The organism is Azospirillum brasilense, from assembly GCF_005222205.1.
GTDB lineage: Bacteria > Pseudomonadota > Alphaproteobacteria > Azospirillales > Azospirillaceae > Azospirillum > Azospirillum brasilense_G.
Map to the genome: position 1 here is coordinate 535001 of NZ_CP032348.1, position 18979 is coordinate 553979.

Genomic DNA, 18979 nt, shown 5'->3' on the forward strand with positions numbered 1-18979 from the left:
CGGCGATCCGGGCCCCTTACCCTTCAGGGTGCCGGTATCAGGTCCAGCATGACACGGGCTGGACACGCGACAAGAGCGCGCAGGCCGATCGGGACATCGGCCATACGAACGCCGAGCAGGACGTTCGGCCGCGACTCCTTGCGTCTGCTGCGGCGGCGAGGTGCGGCGAAGAGGGGAAACGCCATGCCGCCGCGTTTCCCCTCCACTACCAAAACGGTCAGGCTCGGCGTGCCGGACCGATCAAACGTCCCGACCGATCAAACCGGAAGCTGGCGCATCGAGGCCACAGCGGTCATCACGCCGCGGATTTCCGCCAGACCGCGCAGGCGGCCGATCGCCGGGTAGCCGGGATGGGTCTTCTTGCCCACATCGTCCAGCAGCTCGTGGCCGTGGTCGGGGCGGAAGGGGATGCGCCAGTTCGGGTTGCCGGCGTCCTTGCGGCGCTTCTGCTCCTCCAGCAGCGTGGTGACGACCGACACCATGTCGACGTCGCCGCCCAGATGCTCGGCTTCCTGGAAGGAGCCGTCGGGGTCCTTCTTCACGTTGCGCAGATGGGCGAAGGTGACCTTCGGGGCAAAGCGCTTGATCATCGCCGGCACGTCGTTCTTCGCCCCGGCGCCGAGCGAGCCGGTGCAGAAGGTGATGCCGTTGGCCTCGGAATCGATGACGTTGACGATGAAGTCCAGGTCGTCCTCGTTGCTGACGATGCGCGGCAAACCCATCAGCGGACGCGGCGGGTCGTCGGGGTGGATGCACATGCGGATGCCCACCTCTTCCGCGGTCGGAATCACCTCGCGCAGGAAGCGGGCCAGCGTCTCGCGCAGCGCGCCGTGGCTCATGTCCTTGTAGCGGTCGAGCATCTTGCGCAGGCCCGGGATGTCGTAGCGGTCGAAGGCGCCCGGCAGGCCGGCCATGATGTTGGCGAGCAGCTTCTTCTTGTCGGCTTCCGACGCCTTGTCGAACCAAGCGCGGGCGCGGGCCAGCACCTCCGGCGCGTGGTCGTCCTCGGCGCCCGGACGCTCCAGCATGAAGACGTCAAAGGCGGCGTGCTCGAAGGCGTTGAAGCGCAGCGACGTGCCGCCGCCCGGCACCGGCGCGGCGAGGTCGGTGCGGGTCCAGTCGAGGATCGGCATGAAGTTGTAGCAGACCGTCGTCACCCCGCAGGCCGCGAGGTTGCGCAGCGACTGGCGGTAGTTGTCGAACAGCGGGGCCAGATCGCCCTCGCCGATCTTGATGGACTCATGGACCGGCAGGCTTTCCACCACGCTCCAGCGCAGGCCGAGCGAGGGGTCGGCGGCGATCATCGCTTTGCGCTCCTCGATCTCCTCGACCGACCAGACCACGCCGTAGGGGATCTGGTGCAGGGCGGTGACGATGCCGGTGGCGCCGGTCTGACGGATGTGGTTGAGCCGGATCACATCGTCCGGGCCGAACCAACGCCAAGTCTGTTCCATGGTCTGCTCCTTGAAGAAGAGTGCTGTGCCGAGTCCGGCGTGTCGCGATGGGATTTGTGGGACGAGGCGTGTCAGCCCGCCGCCGGCGCGACCGACTGCACGACGGCGCGGGCGCCCTCGGCGTAGAGGCGGCGCAGCGCGTCGGTCACGGCGGCGGTGAAGCGCGGGTCGCGCGGCAGGTCGTCGCCGAAGACGGCGCTCAGCCCGAACAGGGCGCGCGCCAGACGGTCGGCGTCCGGTCCGGCCTCCGCTGCCAGCTCGGCAAGCCGGGCGGCCATGGGGTCGCGCACGTCGATGGGACGGCCGGCCTCGTCGGTGCCGGAGACGTAGCGCATCCAGCCCGCCACCCCCAGCGCCAGCCGGTCGATCGGCGCCCCGGCGGCCAGCCGATCGCGGATGGTGCCGAGCAGCCGCTGCGGCAGCTTCTGCGTGCCGTCCATGGCGATCTGCCAGGTGCGGTGGCGCAGGGCCGGGTTGCGGAAGCGCTCGATCAGCGCGTCCTTGTAATGGCCGAGATCGGCGCCCGGCGGCATATGCAGCGTCGGGCCGGCCTCCTCGTCCATCAGGCCGCGGATCAGCCGGACGAAGGCCGGGTCGGCCATGGTGTCCGACACCGTCTCGTAGCCGGCGAGGTAGCCGAGATAGGCGAGCGTGGAGTGGCTGCCGTTCAGCAGGCGCAGCTTCATCGTCTCGTAGGGATGGACGTCGGGGACCAGCTCCGCCCCCTCCAGCTCCCAGGCCGGGCGCCCGGTGGGGAAGCGGTCCTCGATCACCCACTGGCTGAACGGCTCGGTCACCACCGGCCAGGCGTCGCGCAGGCCCAGCCCGTCCGACACGCGGTCGCGGTCGGCGTCGGTGGTGGCCGGCACGATGCGGTCCACCATGCTGTTCGGGCAGGCGACGTTCCCGGCAAACCAGGCGCCCAGCGTGGGGTCGCGCAGTTCGGCGTAGCGGCGCAGCAGGCCCGCCGCGGTGTCGCCGTTGCTCGGCAGGTTGTCGCAGCTCAGCACCGTGAAGGGCTCCACCCCGGCGGCGCGGCGGCGGATCAGAGCCTCCACCAGGAAGCCGGGCACGCTGCGCGGGCTCTCCGGGTTGGCGAGGTCATGGACGATGTCCGGATGGGCCTCGTTCAGCGCGCCGGTCGCCGGGTCGTGGCAATAGCCCTTTTCCGTGACGGTCAGGGTGACGATGCGGACGGACGGACGGGTCAGGAGATCCAGCACCGCGGCGGGGTCCTCCGGAGCGACCAGCAGCTGGGTGACCGAGCCGACCACCCGCAGCCGCTCGCCGGCGGCGTCGCGCACCGCGACGGTGTAGAGGCCGCCCTGCGGCTCCAGCGCGTCGCGCGTGTCGGGGCTGCGCAGGCTGACCCCGGCGATCCCCCAGGGGCCGAAGGAGCGGGCCAGGGCGGCGTCGGTGTAGACGGCCTGATGGGCGCGGTGGAAGGCGCCGATGCCCAGATGGACGATTCCGGTGGTCAGCGCGGCACGGTCATAGCCGGGACGCTGCACGCCGGGGCGCAGGGAGGGCAGCGTATCGGGGCTCAGGCGCATGGAACACTCCGCATGACGGCTTTCAGGTCTCGAAGAAGTGGCTGTTGGTTCGGGCGATCTCGTCCACCGCCGCGAAGACGGTGCGCAGATGGGCGCGCATGGCCTCCTCCGCGCCGTCGGGGTCGCGGGCGGCGACGCGGTCCACGATGCTCTGGTGCTCGCCGACGATCTTCGCCGCCCAGCCTTCGCTGTGCAGCGACAGGAAACGCACGCGGTCGAGCTGCGCCTTGACGGCGACCAGCAGGTCCCACACCGCCGGACGCCCGGCGATGCGAGCCAGCTCGGCGTGGGTGGCCTCGTCGAGGGCGAAGAACTCGGCGTGGCGGTCGGGCGCCATCACCGCGCGGTGCGAGTCGAGGAGCCGGGTGAGCGAGGCGACGTCCGCCGCCTCCGCCCGCTCGGCGGCCAGACGCACGGTCCGGCATTCCAGGGTCTCGCGGATGAACTGGCTGTCCGACACCGCGCTGAGCTGGATCGGCGCCACAAAGGTGCCGACCTGCGGCACGATGCGCAGGAACCCCTCGTCGGCCAGCCGGCGGAAGGCCTCGCGCACCGGGGTGCGGCTGACGCCGTAGCGGGCGGCCACGCGCGTCTCCGAAATCCCCTCGCCGGGCCGGATCTCCCCCGACAGCACGGCGGCGCGCAGGGCGTCGTACACCCCGTGCAGGCGGGGGCCGCGAATGTCGGTGGGGGCGGACGAGGTCGGCGTGTCGGTCATGGCGTCCATCGCGTCAACTTGCATACTAGTATGCCATTACGAACAGCGCCTGACAAGAGGCAGCGGCGGGGAGTGCGCGGACGAGAGTGGTTCAAGATCAATTATGGTTGGTTTGGCTGATTTTCCGCTAAACGGAATAAAGCGCGCATTCCTCTGACCGCCGGGATGACGCGGGACCTATGGTCATGAGCCCGCGGAGCACAGGCCGTCAAGGCAGCCCGCGGTCGGATCATTCATGGGAGGAATCGATGTCCAAACGCTTTTCCCTGCTGCTCTCCACCGCGGCGGTTCTGGCAACGCTCGGCGCCCTGCCGGCCTACGCCGCCGATCCCGCCCTGGAAGCCAGCGTCCGCAAGACGGTGAGCCCGCAGGTCCAGACCTGGCTGGCCGACCCGGCGGTCGTCGACGCCGTCAAGGCCCAGAACACCGCGCACAAGGGCCTCGACCAGGCCAAGATCGACGCCATGGACAACGACTGGAAGGCCGCGGCCAAGGCCAAGTCCGCCAACCCCACCTACGACACGATCGCCGCGAACGCCGTGACCAAGCGCCTGAAGGAGGTGACGGACAAGAGCAACGGCCGGATCGTGGAAATCCTGCTGATGGACAACCGCGGCCTGAACGTGGCGCAGACCGGCGGCACCTCCGACTATTGGCAGGGCGACGAGCCGAAATGGCAGAAGGTCTACAGCGGCGGCTCCGACCTCTACATGACCGACCCGGAGAAGGACGCCGAGACGAACGCCATGCTGACCGAGGTCAGCGTTCCCGTGCTCGATCCGGCCAACAAGGAAAAGATCGGTGTGGCGATGATCGTGCTCGACACCAACAAGCTCGGCAACTGACGAATCACCGATGCCATTCCCCTTCCCCAGGGGAGGGGGAATGTCCTGTGGCTGCGTTGACCGGACAGGGGCTTCGTCGGCCCGACGGCAGGGCCGACGCTGGGGCAAAGGCGGTGCCGACACCTTTCCGCGGGTGTTCCTCGGAACTTCACGGCATAACGGACGTCCCCGCGACCGCAACGCCAACCGCCATGCCGACACAGCACGACTCGCCCGTGACCGAGACCGAATGGACGATCCGCACCGCGGAGGGCAGCCTCTTTGCAAAGAGCTGGACCCCGGAAACCGGTCGCGCCGCGCCGATCATCCTGTTCCACGACTCCCTCGGCAGCGTGGATCTGTGGCGCGGTTTTCCGCAGCGGCTGGCGGCCGGGACGAACCGCCGCGTCATCGCCTACGACCGGCTCGGCTTCGGACGCTCCGATGCCCATGCGGGCCAACTCGGCCTGGATTTCGTCGCCGCTGAGGCGCGGGACAGCATCCCGCCGCTGTGCGACCAGCTCGGAGTGACCAAATTCATCGCCTGCGGACACAGCGTCGGGGGCGGCATGGCGGTCGAGACGGCGGCGCGTTTCCCGGAGCGCTGCCGCGCCCTCGTCACCATCGCCGCGCAGGCTTTCGTAGAAGAAAGAACCCTCGCCGGAATCCGCGACGCCAAGCGCGACTTCCAGGATCCCGCCAACGTTGCGCGTCTGGCGAAGTATCACGGCGACAAGGCCCGGTGGGTCCTCGACGCCTGGACGGAGACGTGGCTCTCGCCCGGTTTCGCCGGCTGGACGCTGGACCGAGCCCTCGCGGCGGTGCGCTGCCCGGTGCTGGCCCTGCACGGCGACCGCGACGAGTACGGCTCCAGCGCCCACCCCGAGCGCATCGCGGCCGGGCGGGGAGCCGCAAGGCTTCTCCCCGACACCGGCCATGTGCCGCACCGCGAACAGGAAGCGCTCGTCCTCGACGCGATCCGGAGTTTTCTGAGCGGGCTTTGAAGCGTCGGCTCAGGCCGCCAGGGGCGACAGCATCGCACTGTGCGCCAGGATGCCCAGCGTGTGGCTGGCGATCATCCGCTCCTCGTCGGTGGGGATGACGAAGACCGGGACGCGGCTGTCGGCGGCGGAGATGCGCGTGGCCCGGGCGCGGTTCGCCGCCCCGTCGAGATGGACGCCGAGCCAGCCCAGCTTCTCCGCCACCCGCGCCCGCACCGGGGCGGAGTTCTCGCCGACGCCGGCGGTGAAGACCACCGCGTCCAGCCCGCCCATGGAGGCGGCCAGCCCCGCCGCCTGCTTGGCGACCTGGAAGCAGAACAGCTCCACGGCCTCCGCCGCCTGCGGACTCTCGCTGTCCAGCAGGGCGCGCATGTCGTTGGAAACGCCGGACACGCCGAGCAGGCCGGACTTGTGGTAGAGCAGCCGCTCCAGCTCGTCCGGCCCCATGCCCTTCTCGCGCATCAGATAGATCAGCACGCCGGGATCGAGGACGCCGGGGCGCGTGCCCATGGGCAGGCCGTCCAGCGCGGTGAAGCCCATGGTGGTGTCGACGCTGCGGCCCGCGCGCATGCCGCACAGGCTGGAGCCGCTGCCGAGATGGCAGACGACCACGCGCGCCTCGGCCAGCTCCGGCGCGATCTGCGGCAGGCGCTGGGCGATGTACTCGTAGGACAGGCCGTGGAAACCGTAGCGGCGCACGCCCTCGTCGGTCAGCTCGCGCGGCAGGGCGAACATCTGGGCCTGCCAGGGCCGCGTGCTGTGGAAGGCGGTGTCGAAGCAGGCGACCTGCGGCAGCTCCGGATAAACCTCGGCCAGCGCGGTCATCGCCGCGATGTTGTGCGGCTGGTGCAGCGGGGCCAGCGGGACCAGGGCCTCCAGCTCGGCCAGCACCGCCGGGGTCAGCCGGACCGGCGCGTCGAAGCGGGTGCCGCCATGCACGACCCGGTGGCCGGCGGCGACCAGCCGCACGTCCCGCAGCTCGTGCCGCATCCAGGTCAGGAGGAAGCCGAGCAGCCCGGCGCGGTCGCCGGGGCCGACCTCGTCCAGGATGCCGTCGGCCAGGACGTGGCGGGCCGCGTCCTTGGCCTCGAAGCGCGGGGCGGTGCCGATGCCGGAGATCTGGCCGGTCAGGACCGCCTCCAGATCGTGCCTTCCGGCGCCGCAGAAGACAGAGAATTTCAGGCTGGAGGAGCCCGCGTTGATGACGAGACAGGCGTCACGGTGCGACATGGTGTGATCCTCACTCCGCAGCCAGGGGAGCGGCAGCGGCGTTGAGCGCGAGGGAAGGACGGCGCGCGGCGGCCACCAGCGCCGCCACGGCGCAGGAGGCGAGGCGGGTGCGGACGTTGTCGGCGCGGCTGGTCAGGATGACCGGCACCCGCGCACCGAGAACGATGCCCGCCGCGTCGGCGTTGGCGAGGAAGGAGAGCTGCTTGGCCAGCATGTTGCCGGCTTCCAGGTCGGGGACGAGCAGGATGTCGGCCTGTCCGGAGACGGGGGACGTGATGCCCTTGATGCGTGCGGCCTCGGCGCTGATGGCGTTGTCGAAGGCCAGCGGGCCGTCGAGGATGCCGCCGGTGATCTGGCCGCGGTCGGCCATCTTGCACAGCGCGGCCGCCTCCAGCGTGGTGGCGATCTTCGGGTTGAGCGTTTCCACCGCCGACAGGATGGCGACGCGCGGCGTCTCGACGCCCAGCACCTTGGCGAGGTCGATGGCGTTCTGGACGATGTGGACCTTGTCCTCCAGCGTCGGGTAGATGTTGATCGCCGCGTCGGTGATCAGCAACGCCCGCGGGTAGGTCGGCACGTTCATGACGAAGACGTGGCTGATGCGGCGGCTGGTGCGCAGGCCGGTCTCCTTGCGGACGACCTCGGCCATCAGCTCATCGGTGTGCAGGCTGCCCTTCATCACGGCCTCGGCCTCGCCGGTGCGGGCCAGCGCGACGGCGGCCGCGGCGGCGGCGTGGCTGTGCTCCACATCCACCAGACGGTAGCGGGCGATGTCCAGCCCATGGGCGGCGGCCAGCGCGCGGATCTTCGCCGCCGGACCGATCAGGATGGGGTCGATCAGGCCCGCTTCCGCCGCCTCGACCGCGCCCTTCAGCGAGCTTTCGTCGCAGGGATGGGCGACCGCCGTGGCGACCGGCTCCAGCCCGTCGCACTTGCGCAGCAGCGCATCGTGCTTGTCGTGGCGGATCATCTGGATCTGCGGCAGCGCGTGGGCGGCGCGGCGGACCTTGCGCGTCGGCGCCACCACCTCGGCGGTCCCGGTCACCACGACCTCACCGTCCTGATTGGTGCACAGGCAGTCGAAGACGACGATGTTCTTGTCGGCCTGCTTCTCGCGCACGGTGACGGTGGCGGTGATGACGTCGCCCAGCCCGACCGGGCGGCGGAAGCGCAGGTCCTGGCCGGCGTAGACGGTGCCGGCGCCGGGCAGCCGGGTCCCCAGCACGCCGGAAATCAGCGCGCCGGACCACATGCCGTGCCCAATCACCTTTTGAAAGCGGCTGTCGGCGGCGAATTTCGCGTCCAGATGAACCGGATCGATGTTGCCGGAGACGGTGGCGAACAGCTCGACGTCCATCACGGTCAGTTGCCGCGCGATGCTGGCAGACTGCCCGACCACGATCTCGTCGAAGGTGACGTTCTCGATCGGGGCCGCCTCAATCGGGGCCGCAGGGAGGTCGCCGCTGGTTTCACCATTGGCAGTCATTGCAGAACACTCCGGATAAGAGAAATAGGCATGATGCTGCCCGTTTCAGCCGATCCCTCCCGGCGCGCGCCTTGCTGAAAGGGGAAGCGCGTCTTGCCGTCTTCTTGTCTGAGCGTCTTTTGTGTACTGATATATTAGCGGAAAAGGCGGTGCGGCGCAGCAAATCCGGCATCACCGGACACTTTGCCGCAGGCCGCCTTCCGCGGGTCCGTTACGCCTTGAGGATGCCGCGGCCGGCGAAGCGGGATGCTGCGCCAAGCATCTCCTCGATGCGGATCAGCTGGTTGTACTTGGCCAGACGGTCGGAGCGCGACAGCGAGCCGGTCTTGATCTGGCCGCAGTTGGTGGCGACCGCCAGATCGGCGATGGTGCTGTCCTCGGTCTCGCCCGAACGGTGCGACAGCACCGCCGTGTAGCCGGCCTTGTGCGCCATGTCCACGGCCTCCAGCGTCTCCGACAGCGTGCCGATCTGGTTGACCTTGACCAGGATCGAGTTGCCCACGCCCTTCTTGATGCCGTCCGCCAGACGCGCCGGGTTGGTCACGAACAGGTCGTCGCCGACCAGCTGCACCTTGCCGCCGATGGCGTCGGTCAGCGCCTTCCAGCCTTCCCAGTCGTCCTCGGCCATGCCGTCCTCGATCGAGATGATCGGGTAGCGGCCGACCAGATCGGTCCAGTAGGAGACCATCTGCTCCGGCGCCAGCGACTTGCCCTCACCGGCCAGCTCGTACGTGCCGTTCTTGAAGAACTCGGTCGAGGCGGCGTCGATGGCCAGCATGACGTCGTCGCCCGGCTTGTAGCCGGCGGCCTCGATCGCCTTCATCACGAAGCCCAGCGCGTCCTCGGTCGAGGCGAGGTTGGGGGCGAAGCCGCCCTCGTCGCCGACGTTGGTGTTGTGCCCGGCGTCCTTGAGCTTCTTCTTGAGCGCCTGGAAGATCTCCGAGCCCATGCGGATGGCCTCGGCGCCGTTCTCGGCGCCGACCGGCATGACCATGAACTCCTGGATGTCGATCGGGTTGTCGGCGTGGGCGCCGCCGTTGATGATGTTCATCATCGGCACCGGCAGCAGGTTGGCAAAGGCGCCGCCGACGTAGCGGAACAGCGGCAGCGCGGCTTCCTCGGCCGAGGCCTTGGCGACAGCGAGCGAGACGCCGAGGATGGCGTTGGCGCCGAGGCGGCCCTTGTTGGGGGTGCCGTCCAGCTCGATCATGGCGAGGTCGAGGGCGCGCTGGTTGGAGGCGTCGAGGCCGGCGATGGCGTCGAAGATCTCGCCGTTGACCGACTCCACGGCCTTCAGCACGCCCTTGCCGCCGTAGCGGGACTTGTCGCCGTCGCGCAGTTCCACCGCCTCGTGCGCGCCGGTCGAGGCGCCCGACGGGACGGCGGCGCGGCCGAAGGCGCCGGATTCGAGCAGGACGTCCACCTCGACGGTCGGGTTCCCGCGGCTGTCGAGGATCTCGCGGGCGTGGATTTCGGTAATGGCGCTCATGGCGGGGTGTGGACCTTGATTGGAGGGGATAGGGGTTTTGGGGAGGTGGTCGCGGCGGGCCCCCACCCTTCCCACGGCTTCGCCGCGGGCCCCTTCCCTCCCCCGCTTCGCAAGGGAGGGAGCCAATCCCCTCCCCTGCGAAGCGGGGGAGGGTTAGGGAGGGGGCAAAACTCAGCCGATCGACAACGCCTCAATGCGCGCCGTGGAAGGTGCGGCTGATGACGTCCATCTGCTGCTCGCGGGTCAGCTTGATGAAGTTCACCGCGTAGCCCGACACCCGGATGGTCAGCTGCGGGTACAGCTCCGGATGGTCCATGGCGTGCAGCAGCGTCTCGCGGTCGAAGACGTTCACGTTGATGTGGTGGCCGCCCTGGCCGAAATAGCCGTCCAGCATGCCCACCAGATTGGCCACCCGCTCACCCTCGGTCGGGCCCAGCGCGCCGGGCACGATGGTGAAGGTGTAGCTGATGCCGTCCTGAGCGTGGGCGTAGGGCAGCTTGGCCACCGACGCCATCGAGGCGATCGCCCCCTTGCGGTCGCGCCCGTGCATCGGGTTGGCCCCCGGCGCGAAGGGCTGGCCGGCCTTGCGCCCGTCCGGCGTGTTGCCCGTCTTCTTGCCGTAGACCACGTTCGAGGTGATCGTCAGCACCGACTGCGTCGGCACCGCGTCGCGGTAGGCCTTCTGCTTGCGCAGCAGACCCATGAAGGTCTCGACCAGCCACACCGCGATGCCGTCCACCCGGTCGTCGTTGTTGCCGAAGGCCGGGTAGTCGCCCTCGATGACGAAGTCGGTGGCGAGGCCACGCTCGTCGCGCACCACTTTGACCGTGGCGTGCTTGATCGCCGACAGGCTGTCCGCGACGACGCTCAGGCCGGCGATGCCGCAGGCCATGGTGCGCAGCACGTCGCGGTCGTGCAGGGCCATCTCCAGCCGCTCGTACATGTACTTGTCATGCATGAAATGGATGGCGTTGAGCGTGTTCATGTAGGCGCGGGCCAGCCATTCCATCATCGGCAGCAGGCGGGCGACCACCGTGTCGTGGTCGAGCACGTCGCCGGTGATCGGGGCGAAGGCCGGGCCGACCTGCTCGCCCGACACCTCGTCACGGCCGCCGTTGATGGCGTAGAGCAGCGTCTTGGCAAGGTTGGCGCGGGCGCCGAAGAACTGCATCTGCTTGCCGATGCGCATGGCCGAGACGCAGCAGGCGATGCCGTAGTCGTCGCCCCAGTAGGGCCGCATCAGGTCGTCGTTCTCGTACTGCACCGAGCAGGTCTTGATCGACGTCTCCGCGCAGAACTTCTTGAAGCCCTCCGGCAGGCTTTCCGACCACAGCACGGTCAGGTTCGGCTCCGGCGCCGGTCCGAGGTTGTTCAGGGTCTGGAGCATGCGGAAGCTGTTCTTCGTCACCAGCGTGCGCCCGTCGAGCGCCATGCCGCCGATGCATTCCGTGACCCAGGTCGGGTCGCCGGAGAAGAGCTGGTCGTATTCCGGCGTGCGCAGGAAGCGGACGATGCGCAGCTTGGTCACGAACTGGTCGATCAGCTCCTGCGCCTCCTCCTCGCTCAGCAGGCCGTCGCGCAGGTCGCGCTCGACGTAGACGTCGAGGAAGCTGGAGACACGGCCGAGCGACATGGCCGCCCCGTTGGCCTCCTTCACCGCCGCCAGATAAGCCAGATAGGTCCACTGCACCGCCTCGCGGGCGTTGGCCGCCGGGCGCGACACGTCGAAGCCGTAGGACTTGGCCATGGCGGCCAGTTCCTTCAGCGCCTTGATCTGCTCGGTGATCTCCTCGCGCAGGCGCAGCGTGTGCTCGTCGACGCGGTCCAGCTCAAGGCTCTTGTACTGCGCCTTCTTGTCCTCGATCAGGAAGGTCGCGCCGTAGAGGGCCAGCCGGCGGTAGTCGCCGATGATGCGCCCGCGGCCGTAGGCGTCCGGCAGGCCGGTGATGACGCCGGATTTCCGGCAGCGCAGCATCTCCTCGGTGTAGACGTCGAAGACGCCGTCGTTGTGCGACTTGCGCAGGCCGGGGAAGACCTCCTCCAGCTTGGGCGAGGGTTTGAAGCCGTAGGCCTCCAGCCCGTTCTTGACCATCCGCCAGCCGCCGAAGGGCATGATCGCGCGCTTCAGCGGCTTGTCCGTCTGCAGGCCGACGACAAGTTCAAGTTCGCGGTCGATGTAGCCCGGCGCGTGAGCGGTGATCGAGCCGAAGACCTCCGTGTCGGCGTCGAGCACGCCGCCCTTGGCCGCGCGCTCCTCCTTCAGCAGGGCGGTGACCTTGTCCCACAGCGCCCGGGTCCGTCCGGTCGGGCCGGTCAGGAAGCGTGAATCCCCGGCATAGGGATGGACGTTGCGGACGATGAAGTCGCGGACGTTGACCTCTTGCTGCCAGACGCCCGGAACAAAGCGGCGCCAGGGGCGCTCGGCTTGCTGTTCCGGGGTCTCGACGAGTCCGTCTCTCAGCAGAGTGTCCATGATGTCTCCTCACGAAAAGGCGTCTGGGCGGCACGCGCCGCGTTGCTGATCGACCCTGGAGGCCCCCCAGTGGAGGGGTCGGAAAACCGCCGGACCCATTGCGGGGCGGGGGCGGCGAGGCGGCATCGGGCTGTGAAGCCGGCAGGGTCGGAAGTCGTTCTGTAGTTTTGCTACATAAACCGGAACCACGGGGCGCGCAAGGCAAAAGCGGTTGATTTTCCACGTTCTTCGATGAACTTACTGTGACGGAACGCCGCATCGTCGGCGGTCCCGGTATGTGGGACAGCGCAGCCGATAGCACCCTTCTATCAGATCATGTAGTTTTACTATCCGTGCTACAGTGGCGGACGGACGGAACGGGGGAACAGGTCGATGCTGGCGAGGATCATGGCGGTGCGCGACGGGCTCCGTCCTTCGGAACGAAAGCTGGCGGACTGCGTGCTGGCCCAGCCGGGCGAGGTCATCACCCTGTCGATGGCCGACATGGCGGAACGCGCCGGAGTCAGCGAGCCGACCATCGCCCGCTTCTGCGGGGCGCTGGGCTGCAGCGGCTTCCGCGAGTTCAAGATCAAGCTGGCCCAGGACATCGCCGCCGGCATGCCCTTCATCGACCAGGAGGTCAGCCCGGACGACCGCGCGGCGGGCATCGCGGGGAAGGTGTTCGACCGCACCCTGGCGACGCTCATGCAGGTGCGCAACAACCTGTCGGCGGAGGCGGTGGACCGCGCCGCCGACCTGCTGGCCGGAGCGCGGCGGATCGAGTTCTACGGCTCCGGCAACTCCGGCACGGTGGCGCAGGACATCCAGCGCCGCTTTTTCCGGCTGGGCATCCCCACGGTCGCCTACAGCGACGCCCACGTCTATTTCGTGTCGGCCCTGTCGCTCGCCCCCGGCGACGCGGTGGTCGCCGTGTCCAGTTCGGGCGGCACCCGCGACATGCTGGAGGCCGTGCAGAACGCGCTTTCGTCCGGAGCCTCGGTCGTCGCCATTACGCGCTCCGGCTCGCCGCTGGCGCAGCTCGCCACGGTCAGCCTGCTCGCCGACGTCGCCGAAGACTTCGACATCCACTCGCCCATGACGTCGCGCATCAGCCATCTGGTCCTCGGCGACATACTGTCGATTGCCGTGGCGCTGCGCAAAGGCGACGCCCTGCGGGAGCGGCTGGAACGCCACAAGCAGGCGCTCAGCCGCCACCCTCGGGAACAATAAATACTAGTATATTAGTTTGGAGACAAGCCGCTCCGCCCATCCTGTGCCGTTCTGCCGCAGACCCCAAAGCAAAAAGCCCGGCCCCGTTTCCGGGACCGGGCTTTCCACTTGCAGCCGCAGCCGAACCGTCAGTCGCCGGCGTGCACCGGCTCGGTGCCCGGCGGGAGGTGGGCACCGGCACGCTTGCTGCCGAACAGGCGGTAGACCGCGACGAAGAAGACCGGAACGAAGAGGACCGCCAGCACGGTGGCGGAGATCATGCCGCCCATCACACCGACGCCGATGGCGTTCTGGCTTTCCGAGCCGGCACCACTGCTGGTCGCCAGCGGCAGCACGCCCAGCACGAAGGCCAGCGAGGTCATGATGATCGGGCGCAGGCGCTGGCGGCACGCCTCGATGGCGGCGTCCTTCAGCTCCATGCCCTCGTCGTAGAGCGCCTTGGCGAACTCCACGATCAGGATGGCGTTCTTCGCCGACAGGCCGATGGTCGTCAGCAGGCCCACCTGGAAGTAGACGTCGCTCGGCAGACCGCGCAGCGTGGCGGCGAGCACGGCGCCGATGACGCCCAGCGGCACCACCAGGATGACCGACACCGGCACCGACCAGCTCTCGTAGAGCGCGGCCAGGCAGAGGAAGACGATCAGCATGGACAGGGCGTAGAGCGCCGGGGCCTGCGACCCGCTCAACCGCTCCTCGTAGGACAGGCCGGTCCATTCATAGCCGACGCCCGGCGGCAGCTTGGCCATCATCGCCTCCATCTCCTGCATCGCCTCGCCGGAGCTGATGCCCGGCGCCGCGGAGCCCTGGATGTTGAGCGACGACATGCCGTTGTACCGCTCCAGCTTCGGCGACCCGTAGGTCCACTGCGCCGTGGTGAAGGCGGAGAAGGGCACCATCTGTCCCATGGCGTTGCGCACGAACCAGCGGTCGACGTCGCTCGGCTGCATGCGGTAGGGGGCGTCGGCCTGGAGATAGACGCGCTTCACGCGCCCCCGGTCGATGAAGTCGTTGACGTAGGAGGAGCCCCAGGCCGCCGTCAGGGTCGTGTTGATGTCGGTCAGCGACAGGCCGAGCGCGCTGGCCTTCTCACGGTCGACGGTCAGCTTGAACTGCGGCGTGTCCTCCAGCCCGTTCGGGCGGACGCCGACCAGCTTGGGGTTCTGCGCCGCCTGGCCCAGAAGCTGGTTGCGCGCCTGCATCAGCCGGTCGTGCCCGACGCCGCCGCGGTCGACGAGCTGAAGGTCGAAGCCGGTGGCGTTGCCGAGCCCCGGAACCGAGGGCGGCATGAAGGCGAAGACCACCGCGTCCTTGGCCTTCGACAGGGCGCCCATGGCGCGGCCGGCGATGGCCGTCGGCTTGCGGTCGGCGGACTCGCGCTCGCTCCAGTCGCGCAGCCGGACGAAGGCCATGCCGGCGTTCTGGCCGCGGCCCGCGAAGTTGAAGCCGGCGATGGTGAACAGGCCCTCGACGCTGTCCTTCTCCTTCTCCAGGAAATAGGTCTCGACCTGCTTGGTGGTCTCCAGCGTGCGCTCGATGCTGGCGTTCGGCGGGGCCGACCACAGCACGAACATGGTCCCGCGGTCCTCCTGCGGCAGGAAGGACGACGGCATCTGGAGGAACAGGTAGGCCAAGCCGCCGACGATCAGCGCGTAGGCGATGCCGTAGCGCCCGAGCCGCGACACCGCCCCGCGCACGCCGCGCAGATAGACGCGGCTGCTGGCGTCGAAGCCGCGGTTGAACAGCCCGAAGAAGCCGCGCTTGGCGTGGCCGTGGCCCTTCGCCACCGGCTTCAGGATGGTGGCGCAGAGCGCCGGGGTCAGCACCAGGGCGACCAGCACCGACAGCGCCATCGCCGACACGATGGTCAGCGAGAACTGGCGGTAGATGGCGCCCGCCGAGCCGCCGAAGAAGGCCATGGGGACGAACACGGCGGACAGCACCAGCGCGATGCCGATCAGCGCGCCGGTGATCTGCCCCATAGACTTGCGGGTCGCCTCGCGCGGGGGCAGCCCGTCCTCGCTCATCACGCGCTCGACGTTCTCCACCACCACGATGGCGTCGTCCACCAGCAGGCCGATGGCCAGCACCATGCCGAACATGGTCAGCGTGTTGATCGAGAAGCCGAACAGCGACAGCACTCCGAAGGTGCCCAGAAGCACCACGGGAACCGCGATGGTCGGGATCAGCGTCGCCCGGAAGTTCTGCAGGAACAGGTACATCACGACGAAGACGAGGATGATCGCCTCGATCAGCGTCTTGACGACCTCGTGGATCGACAGCTCGACGAAGGGCGTCGTGTCGTAGGGGTAGATGACCTCCAGCCCTTCGGGGAAGAAGGCCGACAGCTCCGCGATGCGCGCCTTCACCGCCGCGGCGGTGTCCAGCGCGTTGGCCCCGGTCGCCAGCTTGACGCCCAGGCCGGCCGCCGGCTTGCCGTTGTAGCGGGCGGTGATCTCGTAGGTTTCCTGCCCGATCTCGATGCGCGCGACGTCGCGCAGCCGCACCTGCCCGCCGTCGGGATTGACGCGCAGCAGGATGGCGCCGAACTCCTCCGGCGTCTGCATGCGCGACTGCGCCATGATGGTGGCGTTGATGCGCTGGCCGGGCAGCGCCGGGGCGCCGCCGAGCTGGCCCGCCGACACCTGCGCGTTCTCCGCCTTGATGGCGTTGGTGACGTCGATGGTGGTCAGCTGGTGGCTGTTCAGCGCGTCGGGATCCAGCCAGATCCGCATGGCGTGCTGGGGACCGAACACGGTGATGTCGCCCACGCCCTCGACGCGGCTGATCGTGTCCTGGAGGTTGGAGGCCACATAGTCGGCGATGTCGCCCTGGGTCAGCCGCCCGTCGCTGGACACGAAGCCGGCGACCATCAGGAAGTCGTTGCCGGCCTTGGAGACCTGGAGGCCGCGCTGCTGCACCTCCTGCGGCAGGAGCGGCACGGCGAGCTGGAGCTTGTTCTGCACCTGGACCTGGGCGATGTCCGGGTTGGCCTCCGGCTCGAAGGTCAGGGTGATGGTGACGTTGCCCGACGAATCGCTGTTCGACGACATGTAGCGGAAGTGGTCGAGCCCGGTCATCTTCTGCTCGATGACCTGGGTGACCGTGTCCTCCAGCGTCTTCGCGGACGCGCCGGGGTAACTGGCGGTGATGGACACCGTCGGCGGGGCGATCTTCGGGTACTGCTCGACGGGCAGGCCCAGGATCGCCAGACCGCCCGCCAGCATGATGACGATGGCGATGACCCAGGCGAAGACGGGCCGGTCGATGAAGAATTTCGACATGGATCGGTCCTCGGTCTCAGCGCGCCTGCGGTCCGGGCAGGGCCGCCACGGCGCTCTGCGCCGCCACCGGCTTGACCTCGCCCCCCGGCTTCACCTTCTGAAGCCCCTCGACCACGATGCGCTCGCCGGCCTTCAGACCGTCGGAGACCAGCCAAGCGTTGTTGATCGCCCGCTCGGTCTTGATGGTGCGCGGGTTGACCTTGTTGTCGTCGCCGACGACCCAGACGCGGGCCGAGCCGTCCGGACCGCGCTGGACCGCCTCCTGCGGCACGGCGAGCGCGTTCACGGCCACCCCCTGCTCGACGCGGGCGCGCACGAACAGGCCGGGCAGCAGTTCCAGGTTCGGGTTCGGGAAGACCGCGCGGAGCTGGACGGAGCTGGTGCCCGGATCGACCGACACGTCGGAGAACTGAAGCTCGCCGCGCTGGGGATAGGGGGCCTCCGCCGCGTGCAGGAACAGCGAGACGGGGATCTTGCCGGGCTCGGCCGGGCGGATGCGCCCGCTCGCCATGTCCTGGCGGAGCTGCATGAGCTGCGAGGCCGTCTGGGTCACGTCCACGTAGATCGGGTCGAGCTGCTGGACGGTGGCGAGCGCCGTCGCCTGGTTGGCGGTGACCAGCGCGCCTTCCGTCACGGCGGACTTGCCGATGCGGCCGGAGATGGGAGCGAAGACCTTGGTGTAGTCCAGGTTGATGCGCGCCAGATTGTGGGCGGCCTTGGCGGCGGCGAGCTGCGCCTCGTTCTGCTTCAGCGAGGCCATGGCGTCGTCGTAGTCCTGCTTGCTGACGACGCTGTTCTTGACGAGGTCGTTGTAGCGGGCCGCCTTGTTGCGGGCAGCCTGCAGGTTGGCCTCCGCCTTCTGGATGTCGGCCTGGGCGACGGCGAGGTTGGCCTCGTAGGTGGCCGGGTCGATCTGGTAGAGCTGGTCGCCCGCCTTGACGTCGCTGCCCTCGGTGAAGAAGCGCTTCAGCACGATGCCGCTGACCTGCGGGCGGATTTCCGCGACGCGGAGAGCCGAGGTCCGGCCCGGCAGTTCGGTGGTGACGGACAGGCTCTGCGGCTGGATGGTGGCGACCGCCACCTCCGCCGGTCCGGGCGCCGGCTGGCCCCCGGCGGCGTGTTTCTTGTCCTGGCAGGCGCCCAGCACCACGGTCAGGGAGGCCGCCACGGCAAGAGACAGAAATGCGTTCCTGTTGAACATCCGTTCCTCGTGAAAACGCCGTGATGCGGCGATGAAATGTCCTAATGAGCCGGGGGTGCCCCGCATTCCGCCCGGCTTTCGCGACCGGCGGAAAAGGCCGGTGCGCGCGGACGGTGCGAAATGACCCCTTTATTCGTACTGTCTCATACAGTACACTGTACCGGACGATACATTCAGAACGACCGTTCGCGCAAGGGGGAACCGCAATGCCCGACAAGGGGGCATCCACACCGTTCCAAGGCGGAATCGCTGGGGGCGGAATTGCCGGGAGCAGCATCGCCGGGAGCGGCATTGCCGGCCTCGGCTCCGGCGTCTTCGACAAGCCCGGCTGCGGCCCGCGCGGCCAAGCGCGTTGCCGGGCGCTGCTCGACGCCGCGGCGGCGCTGTTCGTGGAGAAGGGATTCGCGCTCACCTCGCTGTCCGACATCCTGCGGCAGGCCGGCGGGTCGCGCACCACGCTCTACGAGCATTTCGGCGACAAGGAGGGGCTGTTCCGCGCGGTGATGGAACGCCACTGCGACCGCGTGCTGGAGGAGATGTCGTCCATGCGCGCCGCCGGCCCGGCCGCGATGGCCGAGGAGTTGGAGGAGAATCTCTACCGCGTCGGCCTGCACATCGCCGGCACGCTGACCATGCCGGAGACCACCGCGATCCTGCGCATCCTGGTGTCGGAGGGCGGGCGCATCCCCGACATCGCTCGGGCCTTCTTCCAGGTCGGCCCCGAGAAGACCATCGGCTGGCTCGCCGACTGCTTCCGCGAGTTGTCCGAGGCGGGGCGCCTGCGCGTCGACGATCCGGAGGGGGCCGCCCACGCCTTCATCGGCATGGTGGTCGGCGACCTTCTGACCAAACGGCTGATCCTTCCGGACGAGCCCGTCTCCATGGAGGAATTGGAACGCTACGTCCGCCAGTCCGTCCGGTTGTTCCTTGCGGGGACGCGTCCCTGACCAGGATCGAGAGCGGCGTATTGCCGTCTTGCCAGCGGGGGCGGCAAGGGTTCATAGCTCCCGCAACGATGCGCGCTGGAGGGGGCAGGGGCCGCCAGCGCCTAAGGAAAAAA

Annotated in this window: 13 protein-coding genes; 4 read left to right on the forward strand and 9 right to left on the reverse strand. The window is 68.8% G+C overall.

The annotated features are described in order from the left end of the window. Positions 1 to 257 precede the first annotated feature (257 nt). The 3 genes from uxuA to D3869_RS28415 form a co-directional block, all read right to left on the reverse strand. Positions 258 to 1454: a mannonate dehydratase gene (gene uxuA / locus D3869_RS28405; RefSeq protein WP_137143018.1), complete on the reverse strand. Its 1197-nt coding sequence runs from the start codon at positions 1452 to 1454 to the stop codon at positions 258 to 260. 71 nt (positions 1455 to 1525) lie between these two features. After that, positions 1526 to 3007, reverse strand: a complete 1482-nt coding sequence (locus D3869_RS28410) for a mannitol dehydrogenase family protein (protein WP_137143019.1) — start codon at positions 3005 to 3007, stop codon at positions 1526 to 1528. Between the two features lie 22 nt (positions 3008 to 3029). Further along, positions 3030 to 3725: a GntR family transcriptional regulator gene (locus D3869_RS28415; protein ID WP_247896032.1), complete on the reverse strand. Its 696-nt coding sequence runs from the start codon at positions 3723 to 3725 to the stop codon at positions 3030 to 3032. A gap of 248 nt (positions 3726 to 3973) precedes the next feature. On the opposite strand from D3869_RS28415, the gene D3869_RS28425 reads away from it, so the two are divergent. Continuing rightward, positions 3974 to 4570: a PDC sensor domain-containing protein gene (locus tag D3869_RS28425; protein WP_137143022.1), complete on the forward strand. Its 597-nt coding sequence runs from the start codon at positions 3974 to 3976 to the stop codon at positions 4568 to 4570. A gap of 191 nt (positions 4571 to 4761) precedes the next feature. Then, on the forward strand, positions 4762 to 5553 hold the full coding sequence (locus D3869_RS28430; RefSeq protein WP_137143023.1) for an alpha/beta fold hydrolase: 792 nt from the start codon (positions 4762 to 4764) through the stop codon (positions 5551 to 5553). 9 nt (positions 5554 to 5562) lie between these two features. Here D3869_RS28430 and D3869_RS28435 read toward each other — a convergent pair whose 3' ends face one another. From D3869_RS28435 to pflB, 4 genes are all read right to left on the reverse strand, one after another. Then, entirely contained in the window at positions 5563 to 6780 is a 1218-nt protein-coding gene (locus D3869_RS28435; protein ID WP_137143024.1) for an acetate/propionate family kinase, read from the reverse strand. 10 nt (positions 6781 to 6790) lie between these two features. Next, positions 6791 to 8266, reverse strand: coding sequence for a bifunctional enoyl-CoA hydratase/phosphate acetyltransferase (locus D3869_RS28440; protein WP_137143025.1), 1476 nt, complete (start codon positions 8264 to 8266; stop codon positions 6791 to 6793). A gap of 211 nt (positions 8267 to 8477) precedes the next feature. Then, a complete protein-coding gene (eno, locus tag D3869_RS28445) occupies positions 8478 to 9755 on the reverse strand; it encodes a phosphopyruvate hydratase (RefSeq protein ID WP_137143026.1) in 1278 nt (425 codons plus the stop codon). A gap of 190 nt (positions 9756 to 9945) precedes the next feature. Continuing rightward, the gene (gene pflB, locus D3869_RS28450; RefSeq protein ID WP_137143027.1) at positions 9946 to 12228 is read right to left on the reverse strand and encodes a formate C-acetyltransferase; all 2283 of its coding nucleotides are present in this window, start codon (positions 12226 to 12228) and stop codon (positions 9946 to 9948) included. A gap of 372 nt (positions 12229 to 12600) precedes the next feature. Here pflB and D3869_RS28455 point away from each other — a divergent pair, with 372 nt between their 5' ends. After that, on the forward strand, positions 12601 to 13437 hold the full coding sequence (locus D3869_RS28455; protein ID WP_137143028.1) for a MurR/RpiR family transcriptional regulator: 837 nt from the start codon (positions 12601 to 12603) through the stop codon (positions 13435 to 13437). A 128-nt stretch (positions 13438 to 13565) separates the two neighbouring features. Here D3869_RS28455 and D3869_RS28460 read toward each other — a convergent pair whose 3' ends face one another. Then, a complete protein-coding gene (locus D3869_RS28460; RefSeq protein ID WP_137143029.1) occupies positions 13566 to 16718 on the reverse strand; it encodes an efflux RND transporter permease subunit in 3153 nt (1050 codons plus the stop codon). Positions 16719 to 16734: 16 nt separating this feature from the next. Next, positions 16735 to 17919: an efflux RND transporter periplasmic adaptor subunit gene (locus D3869_RS28465; RefSeq protein ID WP_137143030.1), complete on the reverse strand. Its 1185-nt coding sequence runs from the start codon at positions 17917 to 17919 to the stop codon at positions 16735 to 16737. A 206-nt stretch (positions 17920 to 18125) separates the two neighbouring features. Between D3869_RS28465 and D3869_RS28470 the strand changes: the two genes are divergently transcribed. Continuing rightward, positions 18126 to 18866 (forward strand): TetR/AcrR family transcriptional regulator, encoded by a 741-nt coding sequence (locus D3869_RS28470; RefSeq protein WP_137143031.1) that lies wholly within the window; start codon positions 18126 to 18128, stop codon positions 18864 to 18866. Positions 18867 to 18979 lie beyond the last annotated feature (113 nt).

What these genes read in the sequence shown, in the direction of transcription:
- D3869_RS28470 (WP_137143031.1), top strand. Translation starts at nt 18,126, where the DNA reads ATGCCCGACAAGGGGGCATCCACACCGTTCCAAGGCGGAATCGCTGGG.
- D3869_RS28430 (WP_137143023.1), top strand. Translation starts at nt 4,762, where the DNA reads ATGCCGACACAGCACGACTCGCCCGTGACCGAGACCGAATGGACGATC.
- uxuA (WP_137143018.1), bottom strand. Translation starts at nt 1,454, where the DNA reads ATGGAACAGACTTGGCGTTGGTTCGGCCCGGACGATGTGATCCGGCTC.
- D3869_RS28465 (WP_137143030.1), bottom strand. Translation starts at nt 17,919, where the DNA reads ATGTTCAACAGGAACGCATTTCTGTCTCTTGCCGTGGCGGCCTCCCTG.
- D3869_RS28455 (WP_137143028.1), top strand. Translation starts at nt 12,601, where the DNA reads ATGCTGGCGAGGATCATGGCGGTGCGCGACGGGCTCCGTCCTTCGGAA.
- D3869_RS28440 (WP_137143025.1), bottom strand. Translation starts at nt 8,266, where the DNA reads ATGACTGCCAATGGTGAAACCAGCGGCGACCTCCCTGCGGCCCCGATT.
- eno (WP_137143026.1), bottom strand. Translation starts at nt 9,755, where the DNA reads ATGAGCGCCATTACCGAAATCCACGCCCGCGAGATCCTCGACAGCCGC.
- D3869_RS28460 (WP_137143029.1), bottom strand. Translation starts at nt 16,718, where the DNA reads ATGTCGAAATTCTTCATCGACCGGCCCGTCTTCGCCTGGGTCATCGCC.
- D3869_RS28415 (WP_247896032.1), bottom strand. Translation starts at nt 3,725, where the DNA reads ATGACCGACACGCCGACCTCGTCCGCCCCCACCGACATTCGCGGCCCC.
- D3869_RS28425 (WP_137143022.1), top strand. Translation starts at nt 3,974, where the DNA reads ATGTCCAAACGCTTTTCCCTGCTGCTCTCCACCGCGGCGGTTCTGGCA.
- D3869_RS28435 (WP_137143024.1), bottom strand. Translation starts at nt 6,780, where the DNA reads ATGTCGCACCGTGACGCCTGTCTCGTCATCAACGCGGGCTCCTCCAGC.
- pflB (WP_137143027.1), bottom strand. Translation starts at nt 12,228, where the DNA reads ATGGACACTCTGCTGAGAGACGGACTCGTCGAGACCCCGGAACAGCAA.
- D3869_RS28410 (WP_137143019.1), bottom strand. Translation starts at nt 3,007, where the DNA reads ATGCGCCTGAGCCCCGATACGCTGCCCTCCCTGCGCCCCGGCGTGCAG.